Origin of the sequence: Niallia circulans (assembly GCF_003726095.1) — a bacterium.
GTDB classification, from domain to species: Bacteria; Bacillota; Bacilli; order Bacillales; family Cytobacillaceae; genus Niallia; species Niallia circulans_A.
Genome location: NZ_CP026031.1, coordinates 4,248,940 through 4,275,484 on the forward strand (window position 1 = coordinate 4,248,940; position 26,545 = coordinate 4,275,484).

Here is a 26,545-nt window from a genome sequence, read left to right on the forward strand (position 1 = left end):
AAGGAGCTATTCATAAAAAATTTGGACAATTTGGTAAAGAGGGGTTTCTTTTCCTTCTAGAAAAGGTATATAAAAAGGAGCTAGATTATATATACATAATGGAGGGGGAAGCGCATGCATGATGAAGTAGAATTAGTGCTTGATGCTAAAGCAGAGCTAGGGGAAGGCCCATGCTGGGATTTCAGGAATAATCTCTTATATTGGGTAGATATTGAAGGGAAAAAAGTACATATGTATAACCATATCTCTGGTAAGCATAAACAAATTCAACTCGAACGCGAAGTATCAGCCATTATCCCTTGTAGTAAAAAAGATACGGAATTTATTGTTACATTAGATAACGGTTTTCATCTTTTAAATATAGAAACAGGACAGCTAGAATTCATGACGGATCCAGAGAAGGAATTAACACGAAATCGATTTAATGATGGCAAGTGCGATGCTAAAGGGCGATTGTGGGCAGGAACGATGAGCAGGGAGGATAAGAAAGAGGCAGCCCTTTATTGTCTCGGAAAAGATGGCAGGTGCAAGGAGAAGATGAGTGATTTAACTATTTCAAATGGAATGGCATGGACAAGTGATAATAAATACTTTTACCATATTGATACACCTACCCAAATTATCACTCAATATGAATATGAATTAGAAACAGGAGAGCTAGGGAGGGCAAAACAGATTATTGATTTTTCTGAGGAAGAAGGATTTCCAGATGGCATGACGATTGATAGCGCAGGAATGCTATGGGTTGCTCATTATGGTGGAGGAAAAGTGTCGAGATGGAATCCCGATAATGGTGAAAAATTAGAGGAAATACTTTTGCCAGTCCCAAATGTGACTTCTTGTACATTCGGGGGGAAAAAGCTGGATGAATTATATATAACCACAGCACGATCTGGTTTAGATGATGAGAAGTTAAATGAGCATCCACAATCAGGAGGACTATTCAAAGTGAAGTTAGGTATAAAAGGCGTCAAGACTTACTTATATCAGAACTGAAGCTTACTAGTTTATAAGGACGATTACGTTTTAATAAGAAAAGAGAGGGCAAAAAGATATGCCACTCTCTTATTTTGTTATTTAACTACTAAAAAGGGGCATTTGGCTCTTTTTAAGCTAGTTTGACTGCTTCTTCCGTTGCTCTTAAGGAGTTTTTCGAACCATCAATTGTTAAAAGAATAGTAGAATACATCGTTTACGCCCCTTTTCTAATTTAGTGATCAGATACTTTTGCATTGGGGTTTTGAAATACAGTAAGCTTATCCACTATCTTTTGACTAGCGGAATTTAACCCTGTCATTATTACTGTATTCTGGTTTTCTTTTAACTTTAAAGCGATTTTATCAATCGCACCAACTGCAGAATCATCCCAAACATGAGAATGGGTAAAGTCGATGGAAATTTGTTTGTTGGTAATGGAAGTATCAAATGCTTTAATAAAGCTGTCAACAGATGCGAAGAATAATTGACCTTCCACTGCATAGTGCTCTTCATTCGTTCTTTCTTGCCTATGCACCTTAACATGGGAAATCTTCGCTGCGAAAAAGACCGCACTTAACAGAACTCCAGCAATGACGCCAAGGGATAAATTATCGGTTGCAACCACAATAATGACTGTCACAAGCATGACTAGGGCATCTGCCTTTGGTGCATTCACGAGATATTTGAAGGAAGACCAGTCAAAGGTGCCGATACAAACCATAATCATAATGCCGACTAATACTGGCATTGGAATCTGTACAACGAGACTGCCTAATACCATAATCAAAAACATAAGAAAGACACCGGCAACAAAGGTAGATAATCTGCCTCTTCCTCCCGATTTTACATTAATGACAGATTGACCAATCATTGCACAGCCAGCCATACCGCCGAAGAATCCTGTCACAATATTAGCGATTCCCTGCCCTCTTGCTTCTCTATTTTTATTGCTTTCTGTATCGGTTGCATCATCTACGATAGAAGATGTTAATAAGGATTCCAGTAGGCCGACAATAGATAAAGCCAATGCATAAGGAAAAATAATCGCTAATGTTTCAAAAGAAAACGGCACATTTGGAAGAAAGAACGTTGGTAAGGACTGTGTAATTTTTCCCAAATCACCAACAGTAGCAACATTAACATTTCCAAAAATAGCAACAGCCGTTAAAATAATAATAGCGATCAGCGGTGCTGGAATTACCTTTATAAATCTTGGCAAGATATATACAATTAATAATGTAATAATAACGAATAAATAAGTTATACTTGTTACGTTAACAAGATGTGGAACTTGAGCCATAAAAATAAGGATGGCTAAAGCATTAACAAAGCCAATCATCACGGCTCTTGGAATAAACTTCATCAGCTTGGCTATTTTTAATACGCCAAAAATAATTTGAATAATACCAGTTAGAATCGTAGCAGCAAATAAATATTCCAATCCGTAATCTCTGACTAATGGTCCCATTAATAGTGCCATTGCCCCTGTAGCTGCTGAAATCATCCCAGGTCTTCCACCTGTAAACGAAATAACTACAGCCATTGTAAAGGAAGCATATAATCCGAGCATCGGATCTACTCCAGCGATAATAGAAAAGGCAATTGCCTCTGGTATTAGCGCTAAGGCAACAACCATTCCTGATAAAATATCCCCGCGGATATTTGAAAACCATTCCCTTTTTATCTTTTCAATCAAATGATTCACCTCAATATTAGTCTTCTGTTTCCTAAAGGTAGTCTATCACGTTTATTCCCAAAAAGGAATATGTTTTGGGAAAGTTTTTACAAGGTCTTCATTTCTGTCTATAATAGGAAGAAGAGATAACGTTGGAGGCAATGAAGATGAAATATGGCTATATTCGCCCTACCATCGCAGATATTCACTGCGAGCAGCAGTTTAAAATACTAAAACCTATATGTGAGCAAGTGTATAAAGAAGAACACGATTCGGCAAAAAATAGAACAAAGCTATTGGAATTGTTGTCGTGTCTTTCCAAGGGAGACAAGATTGTGGTGGTGCAATTATTCGCGATTGCAGACTCGAGTAGACATCTGATGGAGATATTAGATATCCTTGAGAAGAAAGGTGCCTATTTACAGACGATTAAGGAAGAGATTGATACAGAAAGAACAAAAGAATATTCATTGTCCGAAATGCTGTCCCATTTAATAGAATTCCAGAATGAAATTATTCGCGAAAGAACCAAAAAAGGGATGGAGTATGCGAAACAGCATGGGAAAACAAGTGGCAGACCTAGAAAAGCCGATGAGAATGTAAAAAAAGCAATCGAGATGTATCAGTCAAAAAAATATACCTTGAAAGATATAAAAGAAGAAACAGGGATAAGTAAGTCTACTTTATATAGGTATTTGGAGAATTAGTTGTGAAGTTACTTTAATAGAAAGGCGGGGATTTTACAATCTATGAGAAAAAGCAGCAGGTTCCAGTAAACAAGGTTGGGACATAACAAAATAATTAATGGATAAAGACGAACAATCTCTAAATTAGTGGTGAAACCAATTCGTTCCATTGCGCTACAGACACTCCCTTTCCGCGGGGAGCAACCTAAGCCTCCTCGGCTTCAGAATGAGGAGGCTTGGCGCTCGCCCCATGGAAAGCGAAGTGTATTCAGTCTGCGGGTGATTACCACAAACCATTTTTCTTAAAATAAATAAAAACCCCAAACAATTATACGAATATTTTCTAATATGTACATATAATTGTTCGGGGGTATATTGGGTTGAAATACTTATGTCTCACTCTTTTTTTACTTATTTTGTTTTTAGCAACTGTTTAACCATGTTGCCTAAAGAGCTTTCTCCCATAAACGGAGCCAGTTTCGCTAGGAATTCTGGAGAAAGCCTGTTAGGGTCAATGCGAGCTAGTAATCGTTCGATCGCCTCTTCCTCTAAAAAAGGTGCCAGCTCAGAAAGCTCCTTTAATTCTATGTCACCATCTACTGCTTTATCCACCAGCGTATTTAATGTTTCTTCTCCTATAAATGGGACCATCTTTTGGATGAAAGTCCAGCTTCCTCTTCCACCTGCAATCAAAATCAATTGATCAATGGTTTCTTCTTCTAAAAAGGGGGCTAATGGCAGAATCTTTTCCTCATTTAAAGGATTCTTCATTTCTTGTAAAACAAGCGCACTTAGAGCTGTGTCGCTTACGAATGGAGCCATTTCCGTAATGAACCTCCATGTTATCTTGCCTGTGCTTACTTTTAGGAGCATATCATTCAAGTATTCTTCCTCTAAGAATGGCGCTAGATCCAATAACTCCATTGGTTCAGTGGATTTATTAAGTAACTGATCAGCTATTGTGTTTAATGTATGTGCAGACACAAAAGGGGCAATACGCTGTATCAGCTTACAATCGATTGCTTTTTTCGCTGCTTCTATAACTAGTTCATCTAATGCTTCTGTTTGTAAAAAAGGAGCTAGGTGGACGATGGAATCTACATCCCAAACATTGGTATTCATCTTTTTTGATACTTTACTAAGCTGACTAGATTTAATAATAGGAGCGATATCGACAAGCTCATTTACTTGTGCGGATCCTGAATTGATTAAATGAGCAACTTCTTCTGGTTTATCCTCCGATAAATGCTGCACGATTTTTCCTAACTGTTTAGAATGATCCATTTTATCAACCCCTGCATTCATTAAGAGGTCAATAGATACATCAAATACATGTGCAATAACAGGAATGGTTGTAATATCTGGAAGGGACTCGCCTCTTTCCCATTTTGATATCGCTTGATGACTAATATTTAATTTATCTGCTAACTCTACTTGGGTAAGATCTTTTTCTTTTCTTAGTTTAGATATATAAGCACCAATTTTTCGTGAATCAATCATCGTATCATCTCCTCTATTTTTCCAGTGCGCACTGTCTACTTCGATACTAGCATACATATCGAAGTGTGCCTATCAACGGTTGGTTGAATGTTCGAAAAATAACGATTCTACTGGTAGTAGAATTAGCTGTTTGCAATTATAGATGATGGATCTGTCTTTCCGAGATACATAACAAAAATTAATACCTATTTAGAAACTAAAAAAGTCCACAACGAGTATCAAAACTCCTTGTGGACTATTAAAATCTTATACTAGTACGCCTTCTTTATATTCTTTTGTTAAGGTTGGCCAGTATTCTTTATTTGCTTCAATTAAATCATCAAGGACTGCTTTAGCTACTTTAGCTGATGGTAAAGTTTTATTTAAAGTGAAAGCCTGTAATGCCTTTTCGTAGGAGCCTTCCACAATTGCTTCAACTAAGATCTTTTCAGATGCTAATTGCTGGTCAATCATTGCTTTATAGAAGTAAGGAATATCTCCCACGAATTCAGGCTTAGGACCGTTACTTGTAATAAGTGCAGGCACTTCAATCATTGCATCAGCAGGCAGGTTTGGAATCGTGCCGTTGTTTTCTACCATAACTAAATATCTTTTTCCTAAATTTTGCGCAAGTGATACGGTTACATCTACAATAAATGTTCCGTGTACACCAACCGCGAAGGAGTCTTCTAAAATACCAGTCTCTTCATATTTCTTCACTGTTTCAAATAGAGTTTTTTCACGACCATCCATTACTTCATTCGCACGGGTATATTCTTTATTAGAAGTCTCGACAATATGATCTGGGAACAGATAGTATTGTAAATACGGGTTTGGCAGATATTCTGGAAAATGATCCATGATTAGTTTAATGTTCTTAAAGGTTTTAATCCAAGAAGAATCGGCATGACGATAGTCAATTTTAGAAATATCTTCTGTCAGTAAACCGTATTTATAGACATGCTCGCGAATCTCTGGCAATCTTTCCACACCATCCACTTTAATGCTTGTAAACCAGCCAAAGTGGTTTAAACCGAAATAGTCTACTTCTAATTCTTCTCTTTCTACTCCAAGGATTGCGGCAATATTACGCATAGTTGCTACCGGCATATCGCAAATATTTAGGACTCTTGAATTTGGTCGTAATTTGCGTACTCCTTCTGCCACAATGGATGCCGGGTTAGAGTAGTTTACAATCCATGCAGTTTCTTTCGCATATTTTTCTACATAATCGATTAATTCGATCATTGGTGCAATCGTTCTAAGTCCATAAGCTAATCCGCCAGGACCACAGGTTTCTTGTCCGACTACGTTATGGAAAAGAGGGATCTTCTCATCGAGTTCACGCATCGCATATTTTCCAACTCTCATTTGGGCAAAGACAAAGTCTACATCCTCAAATGCTGTTTGTGGATCTGTTGTATCAATGACTTTAATTTTATCTGTATATTCCTCAATAACAGCTTTAGCAGCCACAACTACTTTTGCTTGTCTTTCTCCGTCAATATCGTAGAAACGAATTTCAGATAGAGGCAGATCCTCTAGACGATCCATAAGACTACGGATAATTCCTGGTGTATAAGTGCTTCCTCCACCTGCAACTGCTAATTTAAATGTTTTCATCTTAAATACCTCCTAATTGTTGGTCAACTTGGTCTCGAACTGATTTCACATTTAAGCCATAAACAACTTGAACATTATTACCAGACTTGATAATGCCTTTTGAGCCTGTTTGTTTTAATGTTTGTTCATCTACTGCATTTGGATCTTTCAAAATTAAGCGCAATCTTGTATAGCAATTATCGACATTTTCAATATTCGCTTTTCCACCTAATGCATTGACAATAGTTGCACCTAAAGCAGAAGGGGAGCCATTTCTTGTAGTACCCGATGCTGCTGCTTCTGCATTTGCTGTCTCACTTGTTTCTGTAACTGTATCTGTATCTTCTTCGCGACCCGGTGTTTTTAAATTTAATTTAAGAATTAAGAAGCGGAAAAGTAGGAAATAGATAGCTGCCATTAATAATCCTACTAAGATAAACATTGGCCAGTTTGATTTCGTCGTACCAAGCGGCAAGTTATATAGCAGGAAGTCAATAAAGCCATTAGCGCCAATCGCATGAACATGAAAGATACTTAAGAGCATCATTCCCACACCTGAAAGTACAGCATGTAACACAAACAAGATTGGTGCTGTGAACAGAAAGGCAAATTCTAATGGCTCTGTTACTCCTAGTAAAAAGGAAGTAAAGGCTGCCGGAAGAAGAATGGCTTTTGCGATTGTTTTCTTCTTTTTATCTGCTGTTACATACATGGCTAAAGCTGCACCCATCAGGCCAAACATTTTACTTAGGCCACGAGCATCCCAGTTAACGGTACTGCTTAGTACTTTAATGCTTGAGTCTGCCATTTCAGCAAAGTAGATATTTCTCGCTCCGTAGATAATTTCGTTTCCAATATGGGCTACTCCACCTAGTTCTGTATATAGGAATGGAGTATAGACTAAGTGATGAAGACCGGTCGGGATTAAGATTCTTTCTAAGAATCCATAAATAAGTAATCCAAATACTCCTAAATTTTTAATGCCGCTTGCAACAGCTGTAATGCCATCTTGTACAAATGGCCAAAATTCTGCAGCAATCGCTCCTAAAATCATGGCACTAGGAATGGCTAAAATAGCAACAAAGCGATGTCCTGAGTAAATGGCCATAACCCCTTTGAATTCTGTGTCACAGTACTTATTGTGCAAGATACCAACTAGAGCACCGAGAAGAATTCCGGAGAAAACCCCCATTTCTAATACCTGAACATTTAATACCATTGCTTGACCAGCTAGCTGCATTTCCTCTGGTGCTACTAAGCTTCCAGTCAGACTTAACACTTGATGCATGGCATTTATGAAAATAACGAAGGTAACTAGCCCAGTTAAGGCAGCATATCCTTTATCTTTTTTAGCTAAGCCAATCGGAATGCCGACAGCAAAGATTAAAGCAAGGTTTTGTAAAATCGATACAGCAGAAGAAGAAATAAATTTCCCTGTATTTTGGATATATGGATGTTCTAGAAACGGGATATATTGTGCTAAGTTTCCGTTTCCGAAAACATTTCCAAATGCGATAAATAATCCGATAATCGGTAGAATGAGAATTGGTGCGAATAAGGATTTCCCGAATAGCTGAAGACCATTTACGACCTTTTTCATCTATAAAACCTCCCTTGGTGGTAAGCGTTATCATATCTTTTAATATCCAAAGTATATAATTGAACATATAATTTTGAAAGGGGTTGCAAGCATTGTGTACTATGTCTTTCAATCCTGTAACATGTTACACGTTATGAAGGAAAGGAAAATGGACGAAATAGAGAGGATGTTCTCCCAAGCATCCTCTTTTAGCCGTTATTAAGGAAAGGCTTTAGTATTCTTTAATAATCCCTCTTTTAATCGCAATAATTAAGAGTAAATCAATAAGCATAAACATATTGGATTCATAGGAGGTTACCTCAAATTCTTGTTGAGATTCAATTGTAGGATCAAGGACAGTAAAGACAATATCAGCAATTTTGGCTGTTGAACTTTTATTATTTCCGGTGAATAGTATCGTTTTTACGCCTTTATCCTTGGCAATTTTTACTTTCTCTAGCACTTTAGCTGTTTCGCCAGAACGGGAAAAAGCGATGAGTAACTTGTACTTTTGAATATTATTGAGAAAAATGGCACGACTGTCACTTGTAGTTGTATTGGAAACGTAATAACCAAATAACTCTAATTTCTTGGCAAAATAGCTAGAAAAAAGAGTGGAAAAGCCTGCGCCGTAAAAATAAATCATTTTATTTTCATTGATTTGAGATAAGAACTGTTCAATGGTTGTCTCATCTAGAGAATCGATTGTTTGTTTATAATTACGCTTAAAGGAGGATACCGCCTCTATTAATGGTTGATGAATACTATCTACATATTCCACTTCTTGATCAAGCATCTTTGTTACTTTTAAATTTAGATTGTAAATGAATTCACTATACCCACTAAAACCAAGTTTTTTACAAAGGCGGATAATGGTTGCAGTTGATACGAAGAGATTATTAGCCGCTGATCGGATACTTAACGTTTCTCCGGCTAACTTTTTCTCTATCAGAAACTGAATAATATCTTTTTCTGCTTCGGTTAAGTTTTTGTCATTAGCATAATCAAGAAAAAGCATATCTGAATTTTTCAAATCTATCATCATTCCTTGTTCTTATTTTCATCTAGTATGGATTCTTTTATTATAAATGAATTATGTTTTTTCAATATGATTGATTGGATAGCATAATATCGATAGGGATGCCAATACTATTAAAACTATGTAAGTGTTGGAGGTTTTCTTTAATGTCCGAATCAAATCTAAAACTAACATCCTCAGAAATTGCTTCTCTGTGGACATCTTATTTAAATAACTGTATGTCTAAACAGGTTCTTACTCATATGATACAACATGTGAAAGATCGGGAAATTGCAGATGCTATTCGCTTTGCTTACCGATTTGCCCAAAAACAGGAAAAACGATTTGTGAAAATCTTCCTGGAAAATAAGTTTGCCATACCACATGGCTTCACAGAAGACGATGTAAATAAAAAGGCCCCAGCTTTATTTACCGATTTCTTCTGTTTGGCCTATATTAATCAAATGGCAAAAGCAGGGTTAGTGGCATATGGGGGATTCTTATCGATGAGCACACGGAAAGATATAATCCATTTTTTTCATGAGGGACTACTGGATACTTCAAAGCTGTATCATTTAAGTACCTCTATTCTTGATAAAAAAGGATTGTTAGTCCGAGCCCCCTTTACTTCCGTACCAAAAGAAGCGGATTTTATTGAGAATAGAAAGTACTTGAGTGGATTCTCTTTATTTCACAAAAAAAGATCGTTAAATGCAGTGGAAGTTTCCCATCTTTTTATGAATGCACAGACGAATAATATGGGACTTAAGATTACCTTGGCTTTCGCCCAGACTACGACGAATAAAGAAGTACAGGCTTATATGTTAAGAGGAAAAGAAATTTCACAAAAACATTTAAAAATATTTACGGATACTCTCTTAAAAGAGGGGATACAGAGTCCGAACTCTTCTGATTTTGGTATTACTGATTCTACTGTACGCACTTTTTCTGACAAGTTAATGATGTTTCATATTAGTTTATTGAGTGCCTCAGGAATTGGAAATTATGCATTAGCGGGAGGAGCCAGCCAAAGAAGTGACCTGTTACTTAATTATGATAGGCTTTCGATCGAAATTGGCCAGTATGCCAAAGATGGGGCAGATTTAATGATTGACTATAATTGGGTGGAGCAGCCACCGCCAATTATACAAACTAAGAATGATGTTACAGGGAAATAGAGAGAAAATATTTCCCTGTTATCCTTTATCTAAGCTTCCCGCTCCTCATTAAGCTTGCTGTTCTTTTTAACCTTGTGTGCGCTTTCCTCTAAGATATACATGACCGGTAATTGAGAAGTGATATTTGATTGTCCTGTATATACTTCTGTAACATAATACGCAATATTTATATCAGATATTTTCGCAAGGTGACAGTCTTTACTATTAGTAATACTAATAATATTGCAACCTTCCATTTTTAATCGATTTGCAAGATGAATGGTATAATCTGTTTCACCAGAAACCGATAAGATGATGGCGGTACATTTTTTCAGCTCCTTGCTGTTAATTGGATAAAAGGGATCTTTTATAAAAGTTGAAAACTTTCCTAAGCTCGAAAAGTATCTAGCTCCATACTCCGCTAAAATGCCTGAGCTTCCCGTTCCTACAAAAATTACTTTATCGGATTGACTAACCATATCCGCAGTTTCTTGGATGTAGGTTTCGAAATTTCCCTTCATGGTCCGTTCTAAGAACTCAGAAAGATAGTATTTCGTTGATTTTAGGTTTTCTTGCTTACTTTGATCTAAATATAATTTTAATTTAACCTTAAACTCGGAAAAACCATCACAGTTTAATTTTCGGCAGAATCGTAGAATACTAGATGTGGACACATGTGTTTCATCGGATAATTCTCTAATACGCATATAAATAACTTTATCGATATTTTTGGTAACATAGTTATAGAGTAGCATTTCTAAATCATTAAAGGATTGGATCATTTCATTTGTGAACAAATTTTTCCCTCCTACCCTAAATAGATTTTTCTTTATATTCCCATTATTAATAGACAGAAAGTTTATGTGAATCGCCGATAGATGAAAAATTCGCTGTCCATAAAAATATAAATGGTTCAACTAATCATCAGTGGGGATGACTTCCTTAATTATGGTTATCTTTCCTCTATTATAAAACAGGTTGTGACTAAAATGTAACAAATTCCTTCCGAAGAAAAAAGATAGTATGTGGTTATTTTTACTTCTAATTAACTTGCAAACGCATACATTTTAAGTGGAAGGGGGTATGTAATTGCCTGAGAAAATTAGAAATTCCTTGTGGGGTCAGCTTCTGCGCCGATTGAGTAAGGGGAGCATATTATGAAAAGGACCATTCAAATGAGAATATTATACAAAAATCAATTATTGGAGGGAAGAAAATGAAGAAATTACTTTTAGTTTGTGCAGCGGGAATGTCTACTAGTTTATTAGTAAATAAAATGAAAGATGCAGCAAAAGAAAAAGGAATAAAGCTCGAAATTTTTGCACTGCCAGTATCAGAATGTCAAAAAGTCGCACATGAAGTGGATGTCGTTTTATTAGGTCCACAAGTGCGTTACCAAAAACCACAGGTAGAGGAGATCATTGCGGGGAGAGTTCCAGTAGAAGTAATTGATATGAGAGCATATGGAATGATGAATGGCAAAGCAGTATTAGAAAGAGCATTAGAATTAATGGCATAAATCAATCAGCAACTTGCACCTAAAGAAGCCTGCAAAAATAGTTTTCCAATGTAAAAATAACATATTTATTTAGGGGGAATTATAATGGGTTTTATGGCGGCCTTTGAAAAGTTTGCGGAGAAAACGTTAGTGCCAGTTGCAGCAAAATTAAATTCACAAAGGCATATCGTTGCTATCCGCGATGCATTTATTCTATCTTTTCCTATTACGCTTGCAGGTTCATTAATTGTATTGCTCAATTTTGCTGTCTTAGCACCAGACGGATTCATCGCCAAGATCTTATTCTTGCATAAATTATTTCCCAATTTAGCTGATTTACAAGCGGTTTTTTCTCCTGTGCTAAATGGCTCTGTTAATATTTTATCTATGTTTATAGTCTTCCTTGTTGCTAGAAATATGGCTATTTCACTCAAAGCAGATGAATTATTAAGTGGGCTGACAGGTCTTTCTGTATTTTTCATTATTTATCCACCATATACCAATGTAGAAGGAACCAACTTTTTAACAACTCAATGGGTTGGAGCACAAGGACTATTTGTTGCTTTAATTGTGGGATTATTAGTTGGTGAGCTTTTTAGTAGATTATCTAGGTCCAAAAAATTGCAAATAAACATGCCTGATTCTGTACCTCCGGCTGTTTCTCGTTCTTTTAAAGTATTATTTCCTATTATAATTATTACTGTGGTGTTCGCTATTGCAAACGCTTTAATAAATGCGGTTTATCCAGAAGGCTTACATGGATTTATTTACGCAGTGATTCAAACTCCATTGAAGAGTTTAGGCACCAATATTGTGTCTTTAGTTATTTTAGCGATAGTTTCCAACCTATTATGGGTTTTTGGAATCCATGGCCCGAATACCATTGCTGCTATACGGGAAGCAATGTTTGCAGAAGCAGGCTTAGAAAATCTTAACTTCGTCGCAGAGCACGGTACAGCTTGGGGAGCGCCATATCCTGTAACTTGGGCAATTAATGATGCTTTTGCAAACTATGGTGGTTCTGGGATGACGCTGGGATTGCTTATTGCTATCTTTATTGTAGCAAAAAGGCAGGATTACAGAGATATCGGAAAACTTTCGCTTGCACCAGGGATATTTAATATAAATGAGCCAATTATTTTTGGTTTACCAGTTGTATTAAATCCAATTTTAATTGTGCCATTTATTCTTGTTCCAGCCATAAATATTATTATTGGATATGTTGCGATTGTATCAGGATTGATTCCGCCAATTGCGTATTCCGTTCCATGGACTACCCCAGGACCGCTTATTGCTTTCCTTGGAACAGGTGGAAATTATATTGCGCTATTGCTTGGTTTTGTTTGTTTGGCTGTTTCTACACTGGTGTATATACCATTCGTTATGGCAGCAAATAAAGCAAACGCCGTAAGTTATGGAGGGGAGAAAAAGTGATTCGGCTGCTTCTGCTTAAAGTGATAGAAAAATGAATCAATATACTATTCAATTTTTCTGTGGACAAATAAATTATGTCCGGGATGTTTTTGAAAATTACCAGGATGATTACATCACAACTAGCATAAAGGTTATTAACAAGATTAAAGCGGAGCTAGTAGTTGTTACATCTTTATCAGCGGAGCTTGCCATACGCCATGTAGAGAAAATATTTCAGCAGTCTAAATATGGTTGTGCGCTCCATTTTCATACGACCATAACAGAAGGATAATCAATAGAAAATGTCAAACAAGGGGTACTCCTTTAAGGAGTATCCCTTGCTATACTTTCGAGTTAGTTAATAGTATTTTTTATGATAGTATGTAAAGGCTACGAAAGAATGGAATTTTAATACTAGGTAAAATCTGCATCTTTCTTTTTAGCTCGTATTACCTTATAATTATTTTAACTTTATTTTTAAGCAGGGGGAGATTTCGATGAGTGAAGTCTCTTTCTGTTTGTTTGCGATTTTACAAATAAGCAATGGATTTTTACTATTGACACAATTGGTGTATAGTTATTAATAGATAATTTTTAGAAGGAATAGGGTGTTGAACAATGAGTGAATATCGAGTATTACTTTATTATAAATATGTACCGATTGAAAATCCTGAGGAATTAACCAAAGAGCATTTAGCTTTTTGTAAAGAACTAGGATTATTAGGTCGAATTCTAATTTCCCACGAGGGGATTAATGGAACAGTTTCTGGTACGGTAGAGCAAACAGACAAGTATATCGAAGCAATGAGACAGGATCCGCGTTTCAGCGATACTATTTTCAAAATTGATGAAGCAGATGGACATGCTTTTAAGAAAATGCATGTTCGTCATAAAAAAGAATTAGTTAACTTAAGCTTAGAGGACGATGTAGATCCACTTAAATTAACTGGTAAACACTTAAAGCCAGCAGAATTTTATGAGAAAATGCAAGATCCTGAAACAATTGTTATTGATGCTCGTAATGATTATGAATATGATCTTGGTCATTTCCGAGGTGCGATTAAGCCAGAAATTGAAACATTTAGAGAACTGCCACAATGGATAAAAGAAAATAAAGATAAACTAGAAGGTAAAAAGATTCTTACTTACTGTACTGGTGGAGTAAGATGTGAGAAATTCTCTGGCTGGCTAATGAAAGAGGGCTTTGAAGATGTAAGCCAATTAGATGGTGGAATTGTGACTTACGGAAAAGACCCAGAAGTACAAGGAGAGCTTTGGGATGGTCAATGCTACGTATTCGACCAAAGAATTAGTGTGCCAGTCAATCAAAAAGAACATGTGATTGTAGGACGTGACTTCTTTACTGGGGAGCCATGTGAAAGATATGTAAACTGTGCAAACCCAGAGTGTAACCGTAAAATGCTTTGCAGTGAAGAAAATGAAGAGAAATATATGAGAAGCTGCAGCCATGAGTGCCGCACCCATCCAAGAAACTTCTATGTAAAGCAACATGGACTAACACAAGAGCAAGTGGAAGCAAGAGTAAAAGAAATTGCTCAATGGGAAGAAGAAAGCAAAGTAATATAAAATAGGAAAGGCTGTCCGTTTGCGGGCGGCCTTTTTTAGTTTGACAGAGGTTTGGCTGAAAAAATGAGGTTTTGGCTGATAAGTGCACCAGTTTGGCTGAAAAAACCGGAGTTTGGCTGATAAGTGCACCAGTTTGGCTGAAAAAATGGGGTTTTGGCTGATAAGTGCACCAGTTTGGCTGAAAAAACCGGAGATTGGCTGATAAGTGCACCAGTTTGGCTGAAAAAACCGGAGATTGGCTGATAAGTGCACCAGTTTGGCTGAAAAAACCGGAGTTTGGCTGATAAGTGCACCAGTTTGGCTGAAAAAACCGGAGATTGGCTGATAAGTGCACCAGTTCGGCTGAAAAAATGGGGTTTTGGCTGATAAGCGGCCACTTTGGCTGAAAAAATCAAAGATTGGCTGATAAGTGCACCAGTTTGGCTGAAAAAATCAAAGATTGGCTGATAAGTGCACCAGTTTGGCTGATAAAATCAAATTTTGCCTGATATCTACTCCAGTTTGGCTGATAAAAGGAAAACTTGATTGATAAAGCAATAGTCTTCTGCTAATAAAAATAAAAAGAGGCTAATATCCCACGTATTTATGCGATATCAACCTCATTTCCCCACTTCATATTCATTGCAGACAAACCAAGTTTGTCTGCAACGTTTCAAAATTGCTAATTTGATGTGTACTCTAGCACAATCCTTTTCTTACAATTCGAATGTTTCACCTAGCTCTAATACTTTCCCTTTCAAACCAAGTTCTTCAAGCTTAGTTACAAACTCTTTAGCGTCTTGCTCAATTACAGGGAATGTATTGTAGTGGATGGGAATAATTAGTTTTGCTTGATACCATTCAGCCGCTTGCAGCGCATCCTCGGGTCCCATTGTAAAATGGTCTCCAATTGGTAGAAAGACAACATCTAATGGGTGTCGATCTCCAATCATCTTCATATCACTGAAAAGTCCAGTGTCTCCGGCATGATGGATGGTTTTCCCTTCTGCCTCAATAATATATCCACCTGGCATTCCGCCATATAAGATATTTTTATTTTCCTCATCAATAATCCCGGAACTGTGGAATGCATGCGTCATTTTTGCTTTAGCAAAGCCTAAATCGACTGTTCCGCCGATATTCATACCAATTGTTTCTACACCTTGCCAGGACATATAAGCAGCTAATTCAGGGTTAGCAACAACTGGAGCATTATTTGCTTTGGCGATTGGTGCCGCATCGAGAATATGATCCATATGTGCATGTGTCAGTAAAACAGCATCCACTTTCACTTCTTCTACTTTTGTAACAGCAGAAGGGTTGCCACTAATAAACGGGTCAATAATTAGAGACTTTCCTTCTGTACTAATTTCAATAGTGGATTGACCATGATAAGTAATTTTCATGCAAAATCATCTCCTTAAAATTCCACATAGGTGGATTATTGTCCATTTTAGATTAAAGCAGAGAAAGGAAAAATACCAAATGATATGCTTGTCTATTTCTCTGAAATCAGTATTGACACTAACCTGTAAGGGAATGCGCAAAGACGAGAAAGGCTATTGTTGTTTCGGCTGACATAAGGCTAGCATAATAAAAGAAATAATGGTGATGGTTATTACCCAAATCCAAGCCATTCTCATATTGCCAGTTTCGATGGCGACATAAATAGCGGTAGGTAGTGTCTGTGTTTTTCCTGGGATATTACCGGCAAACATCAAAGTTGCACCAAATTCTCCTAATCCTCTGGCAAAGCTAAGGATGCTTCCAGATATAAGCGAGTGGGAGGCTAGTGGAATAGAGATGGATGTTAAAACTTTCCACTCGTTTGCCCCATCGACACGTGCCGCCTCTTCAATCGAACGATCAATTTGGATAAACCCAGCCTTTGCCGATTGATACATTAAAGGAAAAGACACAATAAATGCTGCAATTACCGCAGCCCACCATGTAAAAATAATTGGTTGTTGAAAAAGCCATTCGATTCCTTTTCCAATGATACTATTGCGCCCAAAGACAACGAGCAATAAAAAGCCAGTAACTGTTGGGGGAAGAACGATTGGCAGTAACAAACAGGTTTCTAGCAATACCTTTCCTTTAAATTTTTTTCTCGCTAATAAAGCGGCAAGAATTATTCCCGAAACAATGACGCAGACAGTGGCGATGAGTGATACTTGCAAGGAAAGAGAAAAGGGAGGCCAAAAGTTACTCCAATCCTCTTTAGTTAACAATAAATCCATTTTCTTTAAAAACCTCTAAACTAATGGGTGTTTGCAAATAGTCATAAAAAACTTTAGCTGCCTGATAATGCTTACTGTCTTTGATGATGCCTAGAGGGTAAACAATGGGAGAATGACTTGCTTCATCCGCAATTGCTGCTACCTGAACAGCATCCGAAGTCTTTGCGTCGGTTCCATAAACAATGCCTGCTGCTACATTATTTGTTTCTACATAAGATAGAACTTGGCGCACATCCTTTGCAGGAACGATATTTTCTTGGACCTTTTCCCATATATGCAGGGATTGCAGTGTTTCTTTTGCATAATTTCCTGCTGGAACGGATTTGGGTATACCGATAGCGATTTTTTCTTTATCCAATGTTTCTAAATCTGCAAAGTTATTGATAGTAGTGTCAGACTGTTTATTGGTGATTAATACTAAATTATTCTTAACTAAGTTCGTATGATCGGATTCACTAATGAAGCCACCCTTTATTAAAAGGGCCATCTTATCCTTTGCTGCAGAAAGAAATAAATCGACTGGAGCTCCCTGGGAAATTTGCTGCTGCAATGCTCCAGATGAACCAAAATTAAAAGTTAGGGTAATATCTGGATGCTCCTTTTCGAATTTCTCCTTGATTGACTCTAACGCATCTTGCATGCTGGCAGCAGCAGAGATGGTTATGGAAATAGGTTCTTGTTTAGATGCTGCTGATTGCCCATGATTATCGCTGCAAGAAGCTAAAATCAATATCGTAATCAAGAGCATAATAGGTTGGAAGTGTTTTTTCATCATGCCTCTCCTTTTTGCCAAACCTCCATTAGGGTTTTCTGTTCTTGTTTATTCAAAGTGGATAATGGCTTTCTACAAATACCTGCTTCTATATTGCTTTCAGATAATAGATATTTAATAGCACGCAGTGCACCTATTTCTAGAATAGTATGTATCGTTGGTAGCAATTTGGAGAACTGTTTTTTCGCCAATTCCCATTTTTGTGATTTTATCAATTGAACAATTTGTTGTATTTCTTGCGGGAAAATATTTCCTATTATACTAGTAATTCCATCATATCCGTTGCGCAAATGGTCTAAAAGGTATAAATCTGTACCGGTTAAGACAGAGAAGGATGAACCAAGCTCTTTTTGGAGGATAAGAGCATTGTCGGGATTTCCAGCTTCCTTTAACCCTTTTATTTGGGGATGTTTCTCTACTAAACGATAGAGAGTATTTAATTCCAGGTTAAATCCAGTACGGGAAGGATTATTGTAAAGCAAGATGGGTAAATTGGTAACTGCGCAAACTTGTTCAACATATGCTGCAGCTTCTTTTTGATTAATACGTAAATAAGGAGGAAAGCCAAGCATTATTCCATCTAATCCTTCTTTTTGAGCAGCTTCCGCCAGTCGAATGGTATCTGTCGTTCTTACAGCAGCAACTCCACCAATGAGAAGAAAAGCATCTTTCCCTGCGGACTTTACCTCCCGATAGAGAATCTGTCTTTCTTCGATTGTCATGGAATGCTGTTCCCCTGTTGATCCACTAATAAGCAGTGCCGGGACATGATTCTGTTTATAGTAATCTATTAATGAATAGATGCCGGTTTGCGAAAGCTTTTCCCTTTGATCAAAGGGGGTTACCATTGCAACACTATATGAAACAAATGGATTTTGTGTAATCATTTTCCTAACTCCTTTCAAAATAGATTATACTTAAACTATTCAGATAATGGTACAGAAAGCTGTCTAATGAAGTCTTTCTATCAATTTATCTTTTTCTTGGGATGAAATCAATATGAAGTGGGGAAGGGAGTAGAAGTTTTATGATGAGAGTGGCACTTAATTTTGCAATTATGCTGGAGCAAGTGAAAGCAAAGGGATTTAAGGAAGAGGCGGTTAGCAAAGCTCTCGAAACAGAAGATTTTGCGTTCTTTCAGAACTGTGGAAATGGCTTGCCAGATTGGCAGACGCTTTTCTCTTATTATAAAGACAATAAAGCTAGCGTCAAAGCGATTATGCAAGATGATTATGAAATAACCTTTTTGACTAAGGGAACGTTAAAAAGGCTTATACTATTGAAATATCAATTAGTAGAGGGAAGAGACTATGAGGACTGCGGCGAATCAATTGGAACTATTACATTGCCGAAGGAATCCTTTCAGCAATTTACAAAGATATTAGCCAAAAACTGGACTATTGTCGTATTGGAAGAAAATCAAGACAATGTTATCTTTGATGTAAAGTTATTTGTAATCGATTAAATGAAAATGGGACAAGTGGTTGTTATTTTTACATAAAATCTTTCTTTATATATATAGAAGGAGGTAAAGATAACATATAGGCAAAAGAGGCTAATGAAGATTAGTCCCTTTTTTTACAACAAAAACAGAACATATGTTCCTTTTGGGAGGTCGAAAGGATGAAAGAATGCCGTTCTTCTCAATCAGAAGCTTTTACCGCATTTTTAGAGGAAAATAAATCATTATTAAGCAATCCAATTGTAAAGAGTTTTTTGCAGAAAAAGGACAATGTTCACCTGTTAAAAAAAGCGCTAGAATGTCCGACAAAGGAAAATAAAGAAAAGGTGGATGAATCTTTTAAAAAGCATTTCTTTACCATTCGGTTTACTTCGTATATCACTTCTTCGATGGAGTACAGTACCATAAATTTTAATAAAAACTTATCCATGTATCAAAAACGATTTCCATTAATACTGACCGAGAAGGAAGAGGGAGGAGAAAAGGATATTAATCTAAATGATAAAGAGGCTGAAATAGAAGCAATAGTCGAGAAGGAGGCACTATGGTCTGAGATGGAGGAATATATTTCAAATAAAACAATCTATTCAGCCGTTCTGAGCTTGACTTCTTCCCAACGTAAGATCCTTACCTATGCCTATCTTTATAAATTTACGGATACAGAAATTGCCCGGAGAATTCGAACGTCTCAACAATATGTTTCAAAAACAAGAAAAGCGGCTTTAAAACGTATTCTTTCATTTATCAATAATAAGGAGGAAGGTAGATGGAATTAGTAGATATGACGCAATGGATGACAATGATTAGCAATTTTGGTTTTCCACTAACTTTATCTTTATTTGTTCTGCTAAGATTAGATAAAAAAATGGATCAGCTACTGAAGGAATGGAAGGAAACTCAGGAAAACGAGCGAAAGGAAAAGGAAAAATGACCGATATGTATACGATGGTAAAAAGGGCAAAGGCAGATCCGGAAATGCTCCATGAGCTAATAAAGTTGTTCGAACCAAAGGTAAATAAATTAACAAAAAGAACAAGCCCAAATGATATGGCAGATCTTTCACAAGAGCTGAAATTAATGCTTATACAATCTACCTATCAATATGACCTAGACAGTATTCCAGGCTTTTGGGAATTTAAAGATAAGCATAATAGAGAATGACAGCTATTAAAAAATCCGAGTCCAACAAGTGACAAGCAGCATGCAGAGTTGGACCGGATTTTTACCATACGCATTACACATTCCTATTTAATAAGCTAAGCGTAATTTCAAAAAGACGGTTTTTGTAATCCCCATCAGGTAATTTATTTAGTTGTTTAATTGCTTTCTCTGTATATTTTTTAGCAAGGAGCTCTGCTTTTTCTACTCCTTTATATTTAGCGATAAGTTTAGAAAGCTGTGCCAGATCTTCGTTAGTCAAGGCTTCTTTTTTATCTAATATAGGAATCAGCTCATGCGGATTTGCTTGGATTGCATAGATAAGTGGTAAATTATAGTGACCTTGTTTAATATCTGCCATCACAGGCTTTCCTAATGTTTGGGAATTTCCTTTATAATCGAGAATATCGTCCATTATTTGAAAAGCCATCCCAATATAATGCCCCATATTCCAAGCATTCATGGCGAGTGGTCTGCTTGCTTCACTTTCAACCGCACCAGAATAGCAGCTTACGGCAAAAAGCTGGGCTGTTTTTCCGGATACTCTTGCTAAATATTTTTTCACCGTAACAGTAGATTGGTATCGAGCGTTTAATTGATCTAATTCCCCACTTAAGATTTTTTCCATGCTTCGGGCATTAAATTCTAAATGGGAAAGAGATGTTGCGTACTTAGATAAAATGGTAAAACAAACACAGAATAAATAATCACCCGCATAGATGGCAAACTTATTTCCATTATGAGTATGAATGGTTGGAATGTTATGTCGTGTTGGCGATTCATCAATAACATCGTCATGAATCAGCGTCGCCATATGCAAGGTTTCCAACGCTGCTGCCACTGCTATTGCACGATTTTTATCTTTAGACGGACCTATTTGTGAACAAAGTAGGGAATAGGCAGGTCTAAGTAGCTTGCCACCGGAATAAATTAAATCCTTAATCGTTTTTTCAACTACTTTATCACGAACACGAATATTGCTTTCAATTAATTGAAGTACTTTTGACAAGTCATTTTTTAATTCTGGATACGTATCCCACATTTGATGTACACGCATAGTTTAACCTCTTTCCTATCTAGATTCGTTTATTTCCGATAAATCTCTATAAAACTGTAGTTTTTCTACATGTGTGATTAAATAGTTGGCGAGTATTCCTATTGCTATTCCTGATAGGATACCGATAAAAGATAGAATAGGTAAATATAAGAATACAGTCCATGTTTGCGCAACAAAGCTTGCAATGGCTAATTGACCAATATTATGAAAAATGGCTCCAGTTGTACTAACACCAATTAAGCTAATTCGTTTTGTTCCAAGTTGCTTTACACCCCACATGCCGATAAAGCTTAAAAGGGCTCCACTGGCACTATACATAAAAGTAGAAAGTGTCCCTCCTAATAAGGTGGCGAGACAGAGCCGAATTGCGACCACTTTAAAGGCATCTTTTGTGGGAAGTGTATATAAGGCTAAGCAGGTGATAATATTTGCTAATCCAAGCTTCGCTCCTGGAGCAAATGCAAAGGGAAATGGGATAGCCCGTTCTAATAAGCTGATAATTACCGCTTGGGAAGCAAGCAGTGCTATATATACAAGGCGTTGATTTTTTGTCATCTTCTCAACTTCCATTCTTGCGATTTAATTATTACCATAAGTAAGTTGGTTGTAGGTTAAATAAATACTGATTCCTATTAATCAGTATAGGGCAAAAAAGAATGAAGTATGGTAGATTCTTTATTCTATAACTAATCTTATTGTTAAATAGATTGATTGGAACAAGCATCCTAAAGTGGAAGACAATCTATTGATTTAAAAGTTTAAGGTTTAAGAAAAGATCAAAGAATATAAATCCACTAGCTTCTTTTTTCTCCTTTACTGATTCAAAAGCTGCTAGAAACAGGGGGCTTTAATTCCCTATGTTTCTAGCAAACCTTTTATTATTTATAGTCTTTATAGATCGCTCGTTCTTTACCATACCACCAGTCGCCCAATTTTCTTTGAAGGAAAGGAACAACCCAATAATCTAATCCAAATGTACGACCAGACCCATTCATTAAAGCAATAGAAGCTGGCAATGCCCAAACTTTATCCCAGCCAAGCATTGCAGTAAGTGTAAACATTACTAGGAATCCAGCACTTGCAGCATTTGCTAACCATGTGAATAAACCGGCAAGAATGGCTAATCCAATTGCTAACTCAATAAATATCATCATTTTTTGCATAAATAGTGCGACTTCTGGAGTTGGAAGCATAATTTTCATAATCCACTCAAACCAGAATGGCATTTTATTTAATATCGGGGTTGCAAAGTCAGTAGAAGTAGCAGCTTCACTTGCCCCACTTGTAGCAGTTTGCAGCCACTCAAAAGGCATTTTGACACTTGTAGCAGTTAACCATGAATCGTCTCCAAGACCATTAAATAAGTTTGGAACCTTTGACCAGCTGGAAATAGAATCTTTCCATGTCGATTCTCCCCAAAGCTTCGCACATGCTTCTACAATCCAGAAACCTGCGACAAATACACGTAAAGGTAAGCTCCAAAGAACATTGCCATAGCGGGTTAAGAAATCACGGAAAATATTACGTTTATCTTTTGTGTGGAAAAATTCATGCATCACATATTGGTACATATAATAGCCGCTTCTAATACCAAAGAAATAATATAGATTAACCATATGCTTCATGAAATTTGCAAACCAGCCGCTTAAATGCATGCCGCTTAAATTTGCAACACCGTATCTTGCTCCGATAGAAACCATAACCCCATGGTATTTACCTTCATATTTTTCCTTTTCACCGTCACTGATTTCTGCAATAATATTCTTTGCTGCAGTCATAGCAGTTTGTTCGGCCGCTTCTACAATTTGTGGAGTTGGTTTTCCAGGCTCTTCTTCAAAATAGGCTAAGTCACCGACTACATAGACATCTTTGTAGTCTTCAGATTCCATATGAGCATTAACTTTTAAGCGGCCTGCTCTTCCAGCTGACATGCCGTAATCTTTTGTATCCGAATTAGCGCGAACTCCTGCTGTCCAAATAAGAGTGTAAGTTGGAAGCTCTTCGCCTGATTTTAATACGATAGCGTCTTCTTTTACTTCGACGATTGGGGAGCTTTTTAAGATTTTAACTCCCTTTTTTACCATATAGCTTTCTGCTTTATCGGCATCTCTGCGTTCTAGCATATTTAATATAGTAGGAGCAGCTTCAACCACATATAAAGTAATATCCTCTGCATCTAGCTTATTGTCTTTTGCTAATCGTTCTTTCCATTCAATCAGTTCCCCAACCATTTCGATTCCTGTGAAGCCTGAACCACATACAGTAAAGGTAAGCATTGCCTTTCTTGTTGCTTCATCATGAACATGAGCAGCTTTACGAACAATTTTTTCAATATGTTCTCTTAGTTTAACAGCATCTTCCCAAGACCAAAGGGTAAAGCCATTTTCTTGTACTCCGGGCGTACCAAAGTCATTTGGTTCGCCGCCCATTCCTAGGATGAGATAATCGAAGGCAAATTGGCCGTGTTCAGTTGTAACTACTTTACTTTGATAATCAACATGTTTCACATTGTCTGTAACCAAATTAACCTTTGTACGATTAAATAAACGACGTAAATCAAATTGAATAGCATCCGGTTCTACTCTATGCGCAGCAACCTCATGTAATTCAGTCATCATTGTATGATAGGAATGTCTATCTATAAGTGTAATGGAAACCGAATCATCTTTTTTATACTTTTTAGCAAGCTTTTTTGCGGCATGAACCCCCGCATAACCTGCTCCGATTATGACAATATTTTTCTTGTCCATTCTTCCTATTCACTCCCTTAATTGTTAAATGCTTATTTGTGAAGTTTTGAACAATTTTAATATAACAATGTGGTTTTTATCTGTCTATGGACTTCATAGAATGTCTACAATTTAAAATTTTGATTGTTCACATTTTCGAAACATTTATAAATAGTGGATTTTTGTCATAAATTCTCCATATTTAAAGGAGATGCTGATAAACACTATTAAGACAATGATTATTCCGTAAATCAGCTATTTTATAGGGTTTTGTCCACCAAAAAGTCGATAGACAGTGGCAGAAAGCAATGATAAAATGACGGTGTTATAAATGTGAATAAATTCACATGGTCAAGAATCTAAACACTTGTTTGTATTTAGAGACATGATAAAACAATTGAAATGTGATATTCATAGAAGGGATGATTTTAATGAATAAATTCAAATTCGCTATGATTCTTTTTCTTTCCCTCCTTTTATTAATAGGATGTGGAAAACAAAAGGAATCGGACGAAATGGTAAATAGTAATCCGTATAAAAGAACGGAATTTTTAATGGGGACAGTTGTCACGATTAAAATCTATGATAAAGACAAGGAAGCTGTATTGGATAAAGCATTTGATCGAATAGAGTTATTGGCAAGTCAAATCACAGTAAATGAAGATGGGTCGATTGTTGATGAAATAAATGAAAATGCTGGTCGGAATCCAGTCCAGGTCCCAGAAGATATTTACCGTTTAGTGAAAGCTGGTAAAAAATATAGTGAGTACTCAGGAGGGGACTTTGATATAACGATTGGACCATTAACTAATTTATGGCATATTGGATTCCCGGATGAGAAAAAGCCAACACAATCAGAAATTGATGCTGTTCTCCCATTGATCAACTATAAAAAGATAGAGTTAAATGAAGAAAAGCAAACGGTATTTTTGCCAGAACAAGGAATGATGCTGGATTTAGGGGGAATTGCTAAAGGGTTTATTACAGACGAAGTTATAAAAGTATTAAATGATAATAAGGTAGAATCTGCGATTGTTGATTTAGGAGGAAACATTTATGTAAAAGGAACAAATCCTTCTGGAAAGCCGTGGGAAGTAGGAGTTCAAGATCCATTTTCCGATAGAGGTGAAATGGTGGGGAAAATGGAGGAAACGAATACTTCGATCGTTACTTCTGGGATATACGAGCGGTATTTAGAGGTGGATGGAGTAAAATACCATCATATTCTCAGCCCTAAAAATGGCTATTCTGTCAATAATGAAGTTGCGGGGATTACGATTGTTTCTGATAAATCATTTGATGGAGACGGATATTCAACAACCATATTTATAAAAGGGATAGAAGAAGGGTTAAAGGCGGTAGAAAAAATGGAGGGAATAGAGGCCATCTTTGTAACCAAGGATAAAGAGGTTTATTTAACTTCCGGTCTAAAAGGTAAATTTACTTTAACAAATGAGAAATTTAAATTAGCAAATGAATAAAGAGAAGAGGGAGGTCATTTGGAATGTCGATTCGTTCATTTTTAAAGTTAGTAGAAATACAAACAAAAATAGCTAGTATCTTCCCATTTTTTATTGGCATATTATTCGTATTATATCGGTATGAGGCACTTCATTGGAAAAATACACTAATATTCTTTGCCTCTATGTTGATCTTTGATTTAACAACAACGGCGATTAATAATTATATGGATTATCGAAAGGCAAATAGTGATGAATATAGGAAGGAAAAAAACGTAATAGGACAAGAGGGGATAAAGGAAAGCACCGTTATCGCAACCATATTCACCCTTTTTTTTACAGCAACGGGGCTAGGTATTTGGCTTACTGCTGAAACAGGATTATTGGTGCTTTTGATTGGATTTATCTGCTTTTGCATTGGCATCCTCTATACCTTTGGACCAATTCCTTTATCAAGAATGCCTTTAGGAGAAGTTTTTTCCGGTGTAACAATGGGATTTGGGATCGTTTTTCTTACGGTCTATGTCAATGCGTTTGATTATGGGATTGCTTCCTTAGTATGGGAACAAGACGTGATTTTGCTGCAAGTAAACATAATAAAAATAATCGAAATAATCATTGTATCTTTACCTTGTATGTTTACGATCGCGAATCTTATGCTGGCAAACAATATTTGTGATGTAGAAGACGATATAAAAAATCATCGTTTCACTTTACCATTTTATTTAGGAAAGAAATACTCCCTATGGCTGTATAATGGCCTTTATGCGGGATCCTTTATGGCTATATTAATCTCTGTGTTTTTTCACTTACTACCAGTTATTGCGTTAATTAGCTTAATTGCTATTTTACCAGTTTATAAGCATATTCGGATTTTTAACCAAATCCAAGTTAAATCTAAAACATTTAGTTTAGCAGTGAAAAATCTAATTATTGTGAATGGATGTCTAGTATTATCTTTAGCTATGTTTTTTATTATTAGTTAAATAAATATATTGTTAGCGTTCTAAGCTTTT

27 protein-coding genes are annotated in these 26,545 nt (G+C 36.5%); 13 read left to right on the top strand and 14 right to left on the bottom strand.

Annotated elements, in window-relative coordinates:
- Positions 1-114 precede the first annotated feature (114 nt).
- Positions 115-996, top strand: coding sequence for an SMP-30/gluconolactonase/LRE family protein (locus C2I06_RS20425; RefSeq protein WP_123258751.1), 882 nt, complete (start codon positions 115-117; stop codon positions 994-996).
- 214 nt (positions 997-1,210) lie between these two features.
- Here C2I06_RS20425 and C2I06_RS20435 read toward each other — a convergent pair whose 3' ends face one another.
- Entirely contained in the window at positions 1,211-2,674 is a 1,464-nt protein-coding gene (locus C2I06_RS20435) for a SulP family inorganic anion transporter (protein ID WP_123258752.1), read from the bottom strand.
- Positions 2,675-2,820: 146 nt separating this feature from the next.
- Between C2I06_RS20435 and C2I06_RS20440 the strand changes: the two genes are divergently transcribed.
- Positions 2,821-3,360, top strand: a complete 540-nt coding sequence (locus C2I06_RS20440; protein ID WP_095331208.1) for a recombinase family protein — start codon at positions 2,821-2,823, stop codon at positions 3,358-3,360.
- A gap of 390 nt (positions 3,361-3,750) precedes the next feature.
- On the opposite strand, the gene C2I06_RS20445 is transcribed toward C2I06_RS20440, so the two are convergent.
- The 4 genes from C2I06_RS20445 to C2I06_RS20460 form a co-directional block, all read right to left on the bottom strand.
- Positions 3,751-4,839, bottom strand: a complete 1,089-nt coding sequence (locus tag C2I06_RS20445) for a helix-turn-helix domain-containing protein (protein WP_164463745.1) — start codon at positions 4,837-4,839, stop codon at positions 3,751-3,753.
- Positions 4,840-5,085: 246 nt separating this feature from the next.
- On the bottom strand, positions 5,086-6,441 hold the full coding sequence (locus tag C2I06_RS20450) for a 6-phospho-alpha-glucosidase (RefSeq protein WP_095331191.1): 1,356 nt from the start codon (positions 6,439-6,441) through the stop codon (positions 5,086-5,088).
- 1 nt (position 6,442) lies between these two features.
- The gene (locus C2I06_RS20455) at positions 6,443-8,020 is read right to left on the bottom strand and encodes a PTS transporter subunit EIIC (protein ID WP_123258753.1); all 1,578 of its coding nucleotides are present in this window, start codon (positions 8,018-8,020) and stop codon (positions 6,443-6,445) included.
- A gap of 211 nt (positions 8,021-8,231) precedes the next feature.
- Positions 8,232-9,032 (bottom strand): MurR/RpiR family transcriptional regulator, encoded by an 801-nt coding sequence (locus tag C2I06_RS20460; protein WP_095331187.1) that lies wholly within the window; start codon positions 9,030-9,032, stop codon positions 8,232-8,234.
- Between the two features lie 152 nt (positions 9,033-9,184).
- Here C2I06_RS20460 and C2I06_RS20465 point away from each other — a divergent pair, with 152 nt between their 5' ends.
- On the top strand, positions 9,185-10,195 hold the full coding sequence (locus tag C2I06_RS20465) for a DUF3231 family protein (protein ID WP_095331185.1): 1,011 nt from the start codon (positions 9,185-9,187) through the stop codon (positions 10,193-10,195).
- Positions 10,196-10,224: 29 nt separating this feature from the next.
- Here C2I06_RS20465 and C2I06_RS20470 read toward each other — a convergent pair whose 3' ends face one another.
- The gene (locus C2I06_RS20470) at positions 10,225-10,971 is read right to left on the bottom strand and encodes a MurR/RpiR family transcriptional regulator (RefSeq protein WP_095331183.1); all 747 of its coding nucleotides are present in this window, start codon (positions 10,969-10,971) and stop codon (positions 10,225-10,227) included.
- 419 nt (positions 10,972-11,390) lie between these two features.
- On the opposite strand from C2I06_RS20470, the gene C2I06_RS20475 reads away from it, so the two are divergent.
- The 4 genes from C2I06_RS20475 to trhO all read left to right on the top strand — a co-directional run bounded on the left by C2I06_RS20475 (position 11,391) and on the right by trhO (position 14,672).
- Complete coding sequence (locus C2I06_RS20475; RefSeq protein ID WP_123258754.1) at positions 11,391-11,693, top strand: PTS sugar transporter subunit IIB; 303 nt, start codon at positions 11,391-11,393, stop codon at positions 11,691-11,693.
- An 84-nt stretch (positions 11,694-11,777) separates the two neighbouring features.
- Positions 11,778-13,106 carry a PTS sugar transporter subunit IIC gene (locus tag C2I06_RS20480; RefSeq protein ID WP_047944690.1) on the top strand — a complete coding sequence of 443 codons (1,329 nt, stop codon included), beginning with the start codon at positions 11,778-11,780 and terminating at the stop codon, positions 13,104-13,106.
- Between the two features lie 31 nt (positions 13,107-13,137).
- Positions 13,138-13,377 carry a hypothetical protein gene (locus C2I06_RS20485; protein WP_047944691.1) on the top strand — a complete coding sequence of 80 codons (240 nt, stop codon included), beginning with the start codon at positions 13,138-13,140 and terminating at the stop codon, positions 13,375-13,377.
- A gap of 326 nt (positions 13,378-13,703) precedes the next feature.
- Positions 13,704-14,672: an oxygen-dependent tRNA uridine(34) hydroxylase TrhO gene (gene trhO, locus C2I06_RS20490; protein WP_095331179.1), complete on the top strand. Its 969-nt coding sequence runs from the start codon at positions 13,704-13,706 to the stop codon at positions 14,670-14,672.
- A 35-nt stretch (positions 14,673-14,707) separates the two neighbouring features.
- Here trhO and C2I06_RS25180 read toward each other — a convergent pair whose 3' ends face one another.
- The 5 genes from C2I06_RS25180 to C2I06_RS20510 all read right to left on the bottom strand — a co-directional run bounded on the left by C2I06_RS25180 (position 14,708) and on the right by C2I06_RS20510 (position 18,550).
- Positions 14,708-15,067, bottom strand: a complete 360-nt coding sequence (locus tag C2I06_RS25180; RefSeq protein WP_164463746.1) for a hypothetical protein — start codon at positions 15,065-15,067, stop codon at positions 14,708-14,710.
- Positions 15,068-15,367: 300 nt separating this feature from the next.
- The gene (locus tag C2I06_RS20495; RefSeq protein ID WP_123258755.1) at positions 15,368-16,057 is read right to left on the bottom strand and encodes a metal-dependent hydrolase; all 690 of its coding nucleotides are present in this window, start codon (positions 16,055-16,057) and stop codon (positions 15,368-15,370) included.
- 153 nt (positions 16,058-16,210) lie between these two features.
- Positions 16,211-16,891 carry a molybdate ABC transporter permease subunit gene (modB, locus tag C2I06_RS20500; protein WP_123258756.1) on the bottom strand — a complete coding sequence of 227 codons (681 nt, stop codon included), beginning with the start codon at positions 16,889-16,891 and terminating at the stop codon, positions 16,211-16,213.
- Positions 16,872-17,663 carry a molybdate ABC transporter substrate-binding protein gene (modA, locus tag C2I06_RS20505; RefSeq protein WP_171509228.1) on the bottom strand — a complete coding sequence of 264 codons (792 nt, stop codon included), beginning with the start codon at positions 17,661-17,663 and terminating at the stop codon, positions 16,872-16,874. Before modA ends, modB begins: the two co-directional genes overlap by 20 nt.
- On the bottom strand, positions 17,663-18,550 hold the full coding sequence (locus C2I06_RS20510; protein WP_095331171.1) for a dihydrodipicolinate synthase family protein: 888 nt from the start codon (positions 18,548-18,550) through the stop codon (positions 17,663-17,665). Before C2I06_RS20510 ends, modA begins: the two co-directional genes overlap by 1 nt.
- A 140-nt stretch (positions 18,551-18,690) precedes the next feature.
- Here C2I06_RS20510 and C2I06_RS20515 point away from each other — a divergent pair, with 140 nt between their 5' ends.
- The 4 genes from C2I06_RS20515 (at position 18,691) to C2I06_RS20530 (ending at position 20,286) form a co-directional block, all read left to right on the top strand.
- Complete coding sequence (locus tag C2I06_RS20515) at positions 18,691-19,128, top strand: hypothetical protein (RefSeq protein WP_095331169.1); 438 nt, start codon at positions 18,691-18,693, stop codon at positions 19,126-19,128.
- A gap of 158 nt (positions 19,129-19,286) precedes the next feature.
- Positions 19,287-19,901, top strand: a complete 615-nt coding sequence (locus C2I06_RS20520) for an RNA polymerase sigma factor sigma-70 region 4 domain-containing protein (RefSeq protein ID WP_095331167.1) — start codon at positions 19,287-19,289, stop codon at positions 19,899-19,901.
- The gene (locus C2I06_RS20525; RefSeq protein WP_095331165.1) at positions 19,892-20,056 is read left to right on the top strand and encodes a YvrJ family protein; all 165 of its coding nucleotides are present in this window, start codon (positions 19,892-19,894) and stop codon (positions 20,054-20,056) included. The genes C2I06_RS20520 and C2I06_RS20525 overlap by 10 nt, the downstream gene beginning before the upstream one ends.
- Positions 20,053-20,286, top strand: a complete 234-nt coding sequence (locus C2I06_RS20530; protein ID WP_095331163.1) for a hypothetical protein — start codon at positions 20,053-20,055, stop codon at positions 20,284-20,286. Before C2I06_RS20525 ends, C2I06_RS20530 begins: the two co-directional genes overlap by 4 nt.
- Before the next feature lie 73 nt (positions 20,287-20,359).
- Here the strand turns inward: C2I06_RS20530 and C2I06_RS20535 are convergent, their stop codons facing one another.
- From C2I06_RS20535 to C2I06_RS20545, 3 genes are all read right to left on the bottom strand, one after another.
- Positions 20,360-21,340, bottom strand: a complete 981-nt coding sequence (locus C2I06_RS20535; protein ID WP_123258757.1) for a polyprenyl synthetase family protein — start codon at positions 21,338-21,340, stop codon at positions 20,360-20,362.
- A gap of 15 nt (positions 21,341-21,355) precedes the next feature.
- Entirely contained in the window at positions 21,356-21,895 is a 540-nt protein-coding gene (locus tag C2I06_RS20540; protein WP_095331159.1) for a Gx transporter family protein, read from the bottom strand.
- Positions 21,896-22,218: 323 nt separating this feature from the next.
- Positions 22,219-24,090, bottom strand: coding sequence for an FAD-dependent oxidoreductase (locus tag C2I06_RS20545; RefSeq protein ID WP_095331157.1), 1,872 nt, complete (start codon positions 24,088-24,090; stop codon positions 22,219-22,221).
- A 410-nt stretch (positions 24,091-24,500) separates the two neighbouring features.
- Between C2I06_RS20545 and C2I06_RS20550 the strand changes: the two genes are divergently transcribed.
- Complete coding sequence (locus C2I06_RS20550) at positions 24,501-25,550, top strand: FAD:protein FMN transferase (RefSeq protein ID WP_123258758.1); 1,050 nt, start codon at positions 24,501-24,503, stop codon at positions 25,548-25,550.
- 23 nt (positions 25,551-25,573) lie between these two features.
- Positions 25,574-26,515: a 1,4-dihydroxy-2-naphthoate polyprenyltransferase gene (menA, locus tag C2I06_RS20555; protein WP_095331153.1), complete on the top strand. Its 942-nt coding sequence runs from the start codon at positions 25,574-25,576 to the stop codon at positions 26,513-26,515.
- The last annotated feature ends 30 nt before the right edge of the window (positions 26,516-26,545 follow it).

Bases quoted from the DNA above. Each gene is read 5' to 3' on its own strand.
- C2I06_RS20480 (WP_047944690.1), top strand. From the start codon at position 11,778: ATGGGTTTTATGGCGGCCTTTGAAAAGTTTGCGGAGAAAACGTTAGTG.
- trhO (WP_095331179.1), top strand. From the start codon at position 13,704: ATGAGTGAATATCGAGTATTACTTTATTATAAATATGTACCGATTGAA.
- C2I06_RS20510 (WP_095331171.1), bottom strand. From the start codon at position 18,550: ATGATTACACAAAATCCATTTGTTTCATATAGTGTTGCAATGGTAACC.
- C2I06_RS20515 (WP_095331169.1), top strand. From the start codon at position 18,691: ATGATGAGAGTGGCACTTAATTTTGCAATTATGCTGGAGCAAGTGAAA.
- C2I06_RS20520 (WP_095331167.1), top strand. From the start codon at position 19,287: ATGAAAGAATGCCGTTCTTCTCAATCAGAAGCTTTTACCGCATTTTTA.
- C2I06_RS20540 (WP_095331159.1), bottom strand. From the start codon at position 21,895: ATGACAAAAAATCAACGCCTTGTATATATAGCACTGCTTGCTTCCCAA.
- C2I06_RS20530 (WP_095331163.1), top strand. From the start codon at position 20,053: ATGACCGATATGTATACGATGGTAAAAAGGGCAAAGGCAGATCCGGAA.
- C2I06_RS20475 (WP_123258754.1), top strand. From the start codon at position 11,391: ATGAAGAAATTACTTTTAGTTTGTGCAGCGGGAATGTCTACTAGTTTA.
- C2I06_RS20440 (WP_095331208.1), top strand. From the start codon at position 2,821: ATGAAATATGGCTATATTCGCCCTACCATCGCAGATATTCACTGCGAG.
- C2I06_RS20445 (WP_164463745.1), bottom strand. From the start codon at position 4,839: ATGATTGATTCACGAAAAATTGGTGCTTATATATCTAAACTAAGAAAA.
- C2I06_RS20425 (WP_123258751.1), top strand. From the start codon at position 115: ATGCATGATGAAGTAGAATTAGTGCTTGATGCTAAAGCAGAGCTAGGG.
- C2I06_RS20550 (WP_123258758.1), top strand. From the start codon at position 24,501: ATGAATAAATTCAAATTCGCTATGATTCTTTTTCTTTCCCTCCTTTTA.
- modA (WP_171509228.1), bottom strand. From the start codon at position 17,663: ATGAAAAAACACTTCCAACCTATTATGCTCTTGATTACGATATTGATT.
- C2I06_RS20525 (WP_095331165.1), top strand. From the start codon at position 19,892: ATGGAATTAGTAGATATGACGCAATGGATGACAATGATTAGCAATTTT.
- C2I06_RS20455 (WP_123258753.1), bottom strand. From the start codon at position 8,020: ATGAAAAAGGTCGTAAATGGTCTTCAGCTATTCGGGAAATCCTTATTC.
- C2I06_RS20535 (WP_123258757.1), bottom strand. From the start codon at position 21,340: ATGCGTGTACATCAAATGTGGGATACGTATCCAGAATTAAAAAATGAC.
- C2I06_RS20485 (WP_047944691.1), top strand. From the start codon at position 13,138: ATGAATCAATATACTATTCAATTTTTCTGTGGACAAATAAATTATGTC.
- C2I06_RS20545 (WP_095331157.1), bottom strand. From the start codon at position 24,090: ATGGACAAGAAAAATATTGTCATAATCGGAGCAGGTTATGCGGGGGTT.
- C2I06_RS20495 (WP_123258755.1), bottom strand. From the start codon at position 16,057: ATGAAAATTACTTATCATGGTCAATCCACTATTGAAATTAGTACAGAA.
- C2I06_RS20465 (WP_095331185.1), top strand. From the start codon at position 9,185: ATGTCCGAATCAAATCTAAAACTAACATCCTCAGAAATTGCTTCTCTG.
- menA (WP_095331153.1), top strand. From the start codon at position 25,574: ATGTCGATTCGTTCATTTTTAAAGTTAGTAGAAATACAAACAAAAATA.
- modB (WP_123258756.1), bottom strand. From the start codon at position 16,891: ATGGATTTATTGTTAACTAAAGAGGATTGGAGTAACTTTTGGCCTCCC.
- C2I06_RS20450 (WP_095331191.1), bottom strand. From the start codon at position 6,441: ATGAAAACATTTAAATTAGCAGTTGCAGGTGGAGGAAGCACTTATACA.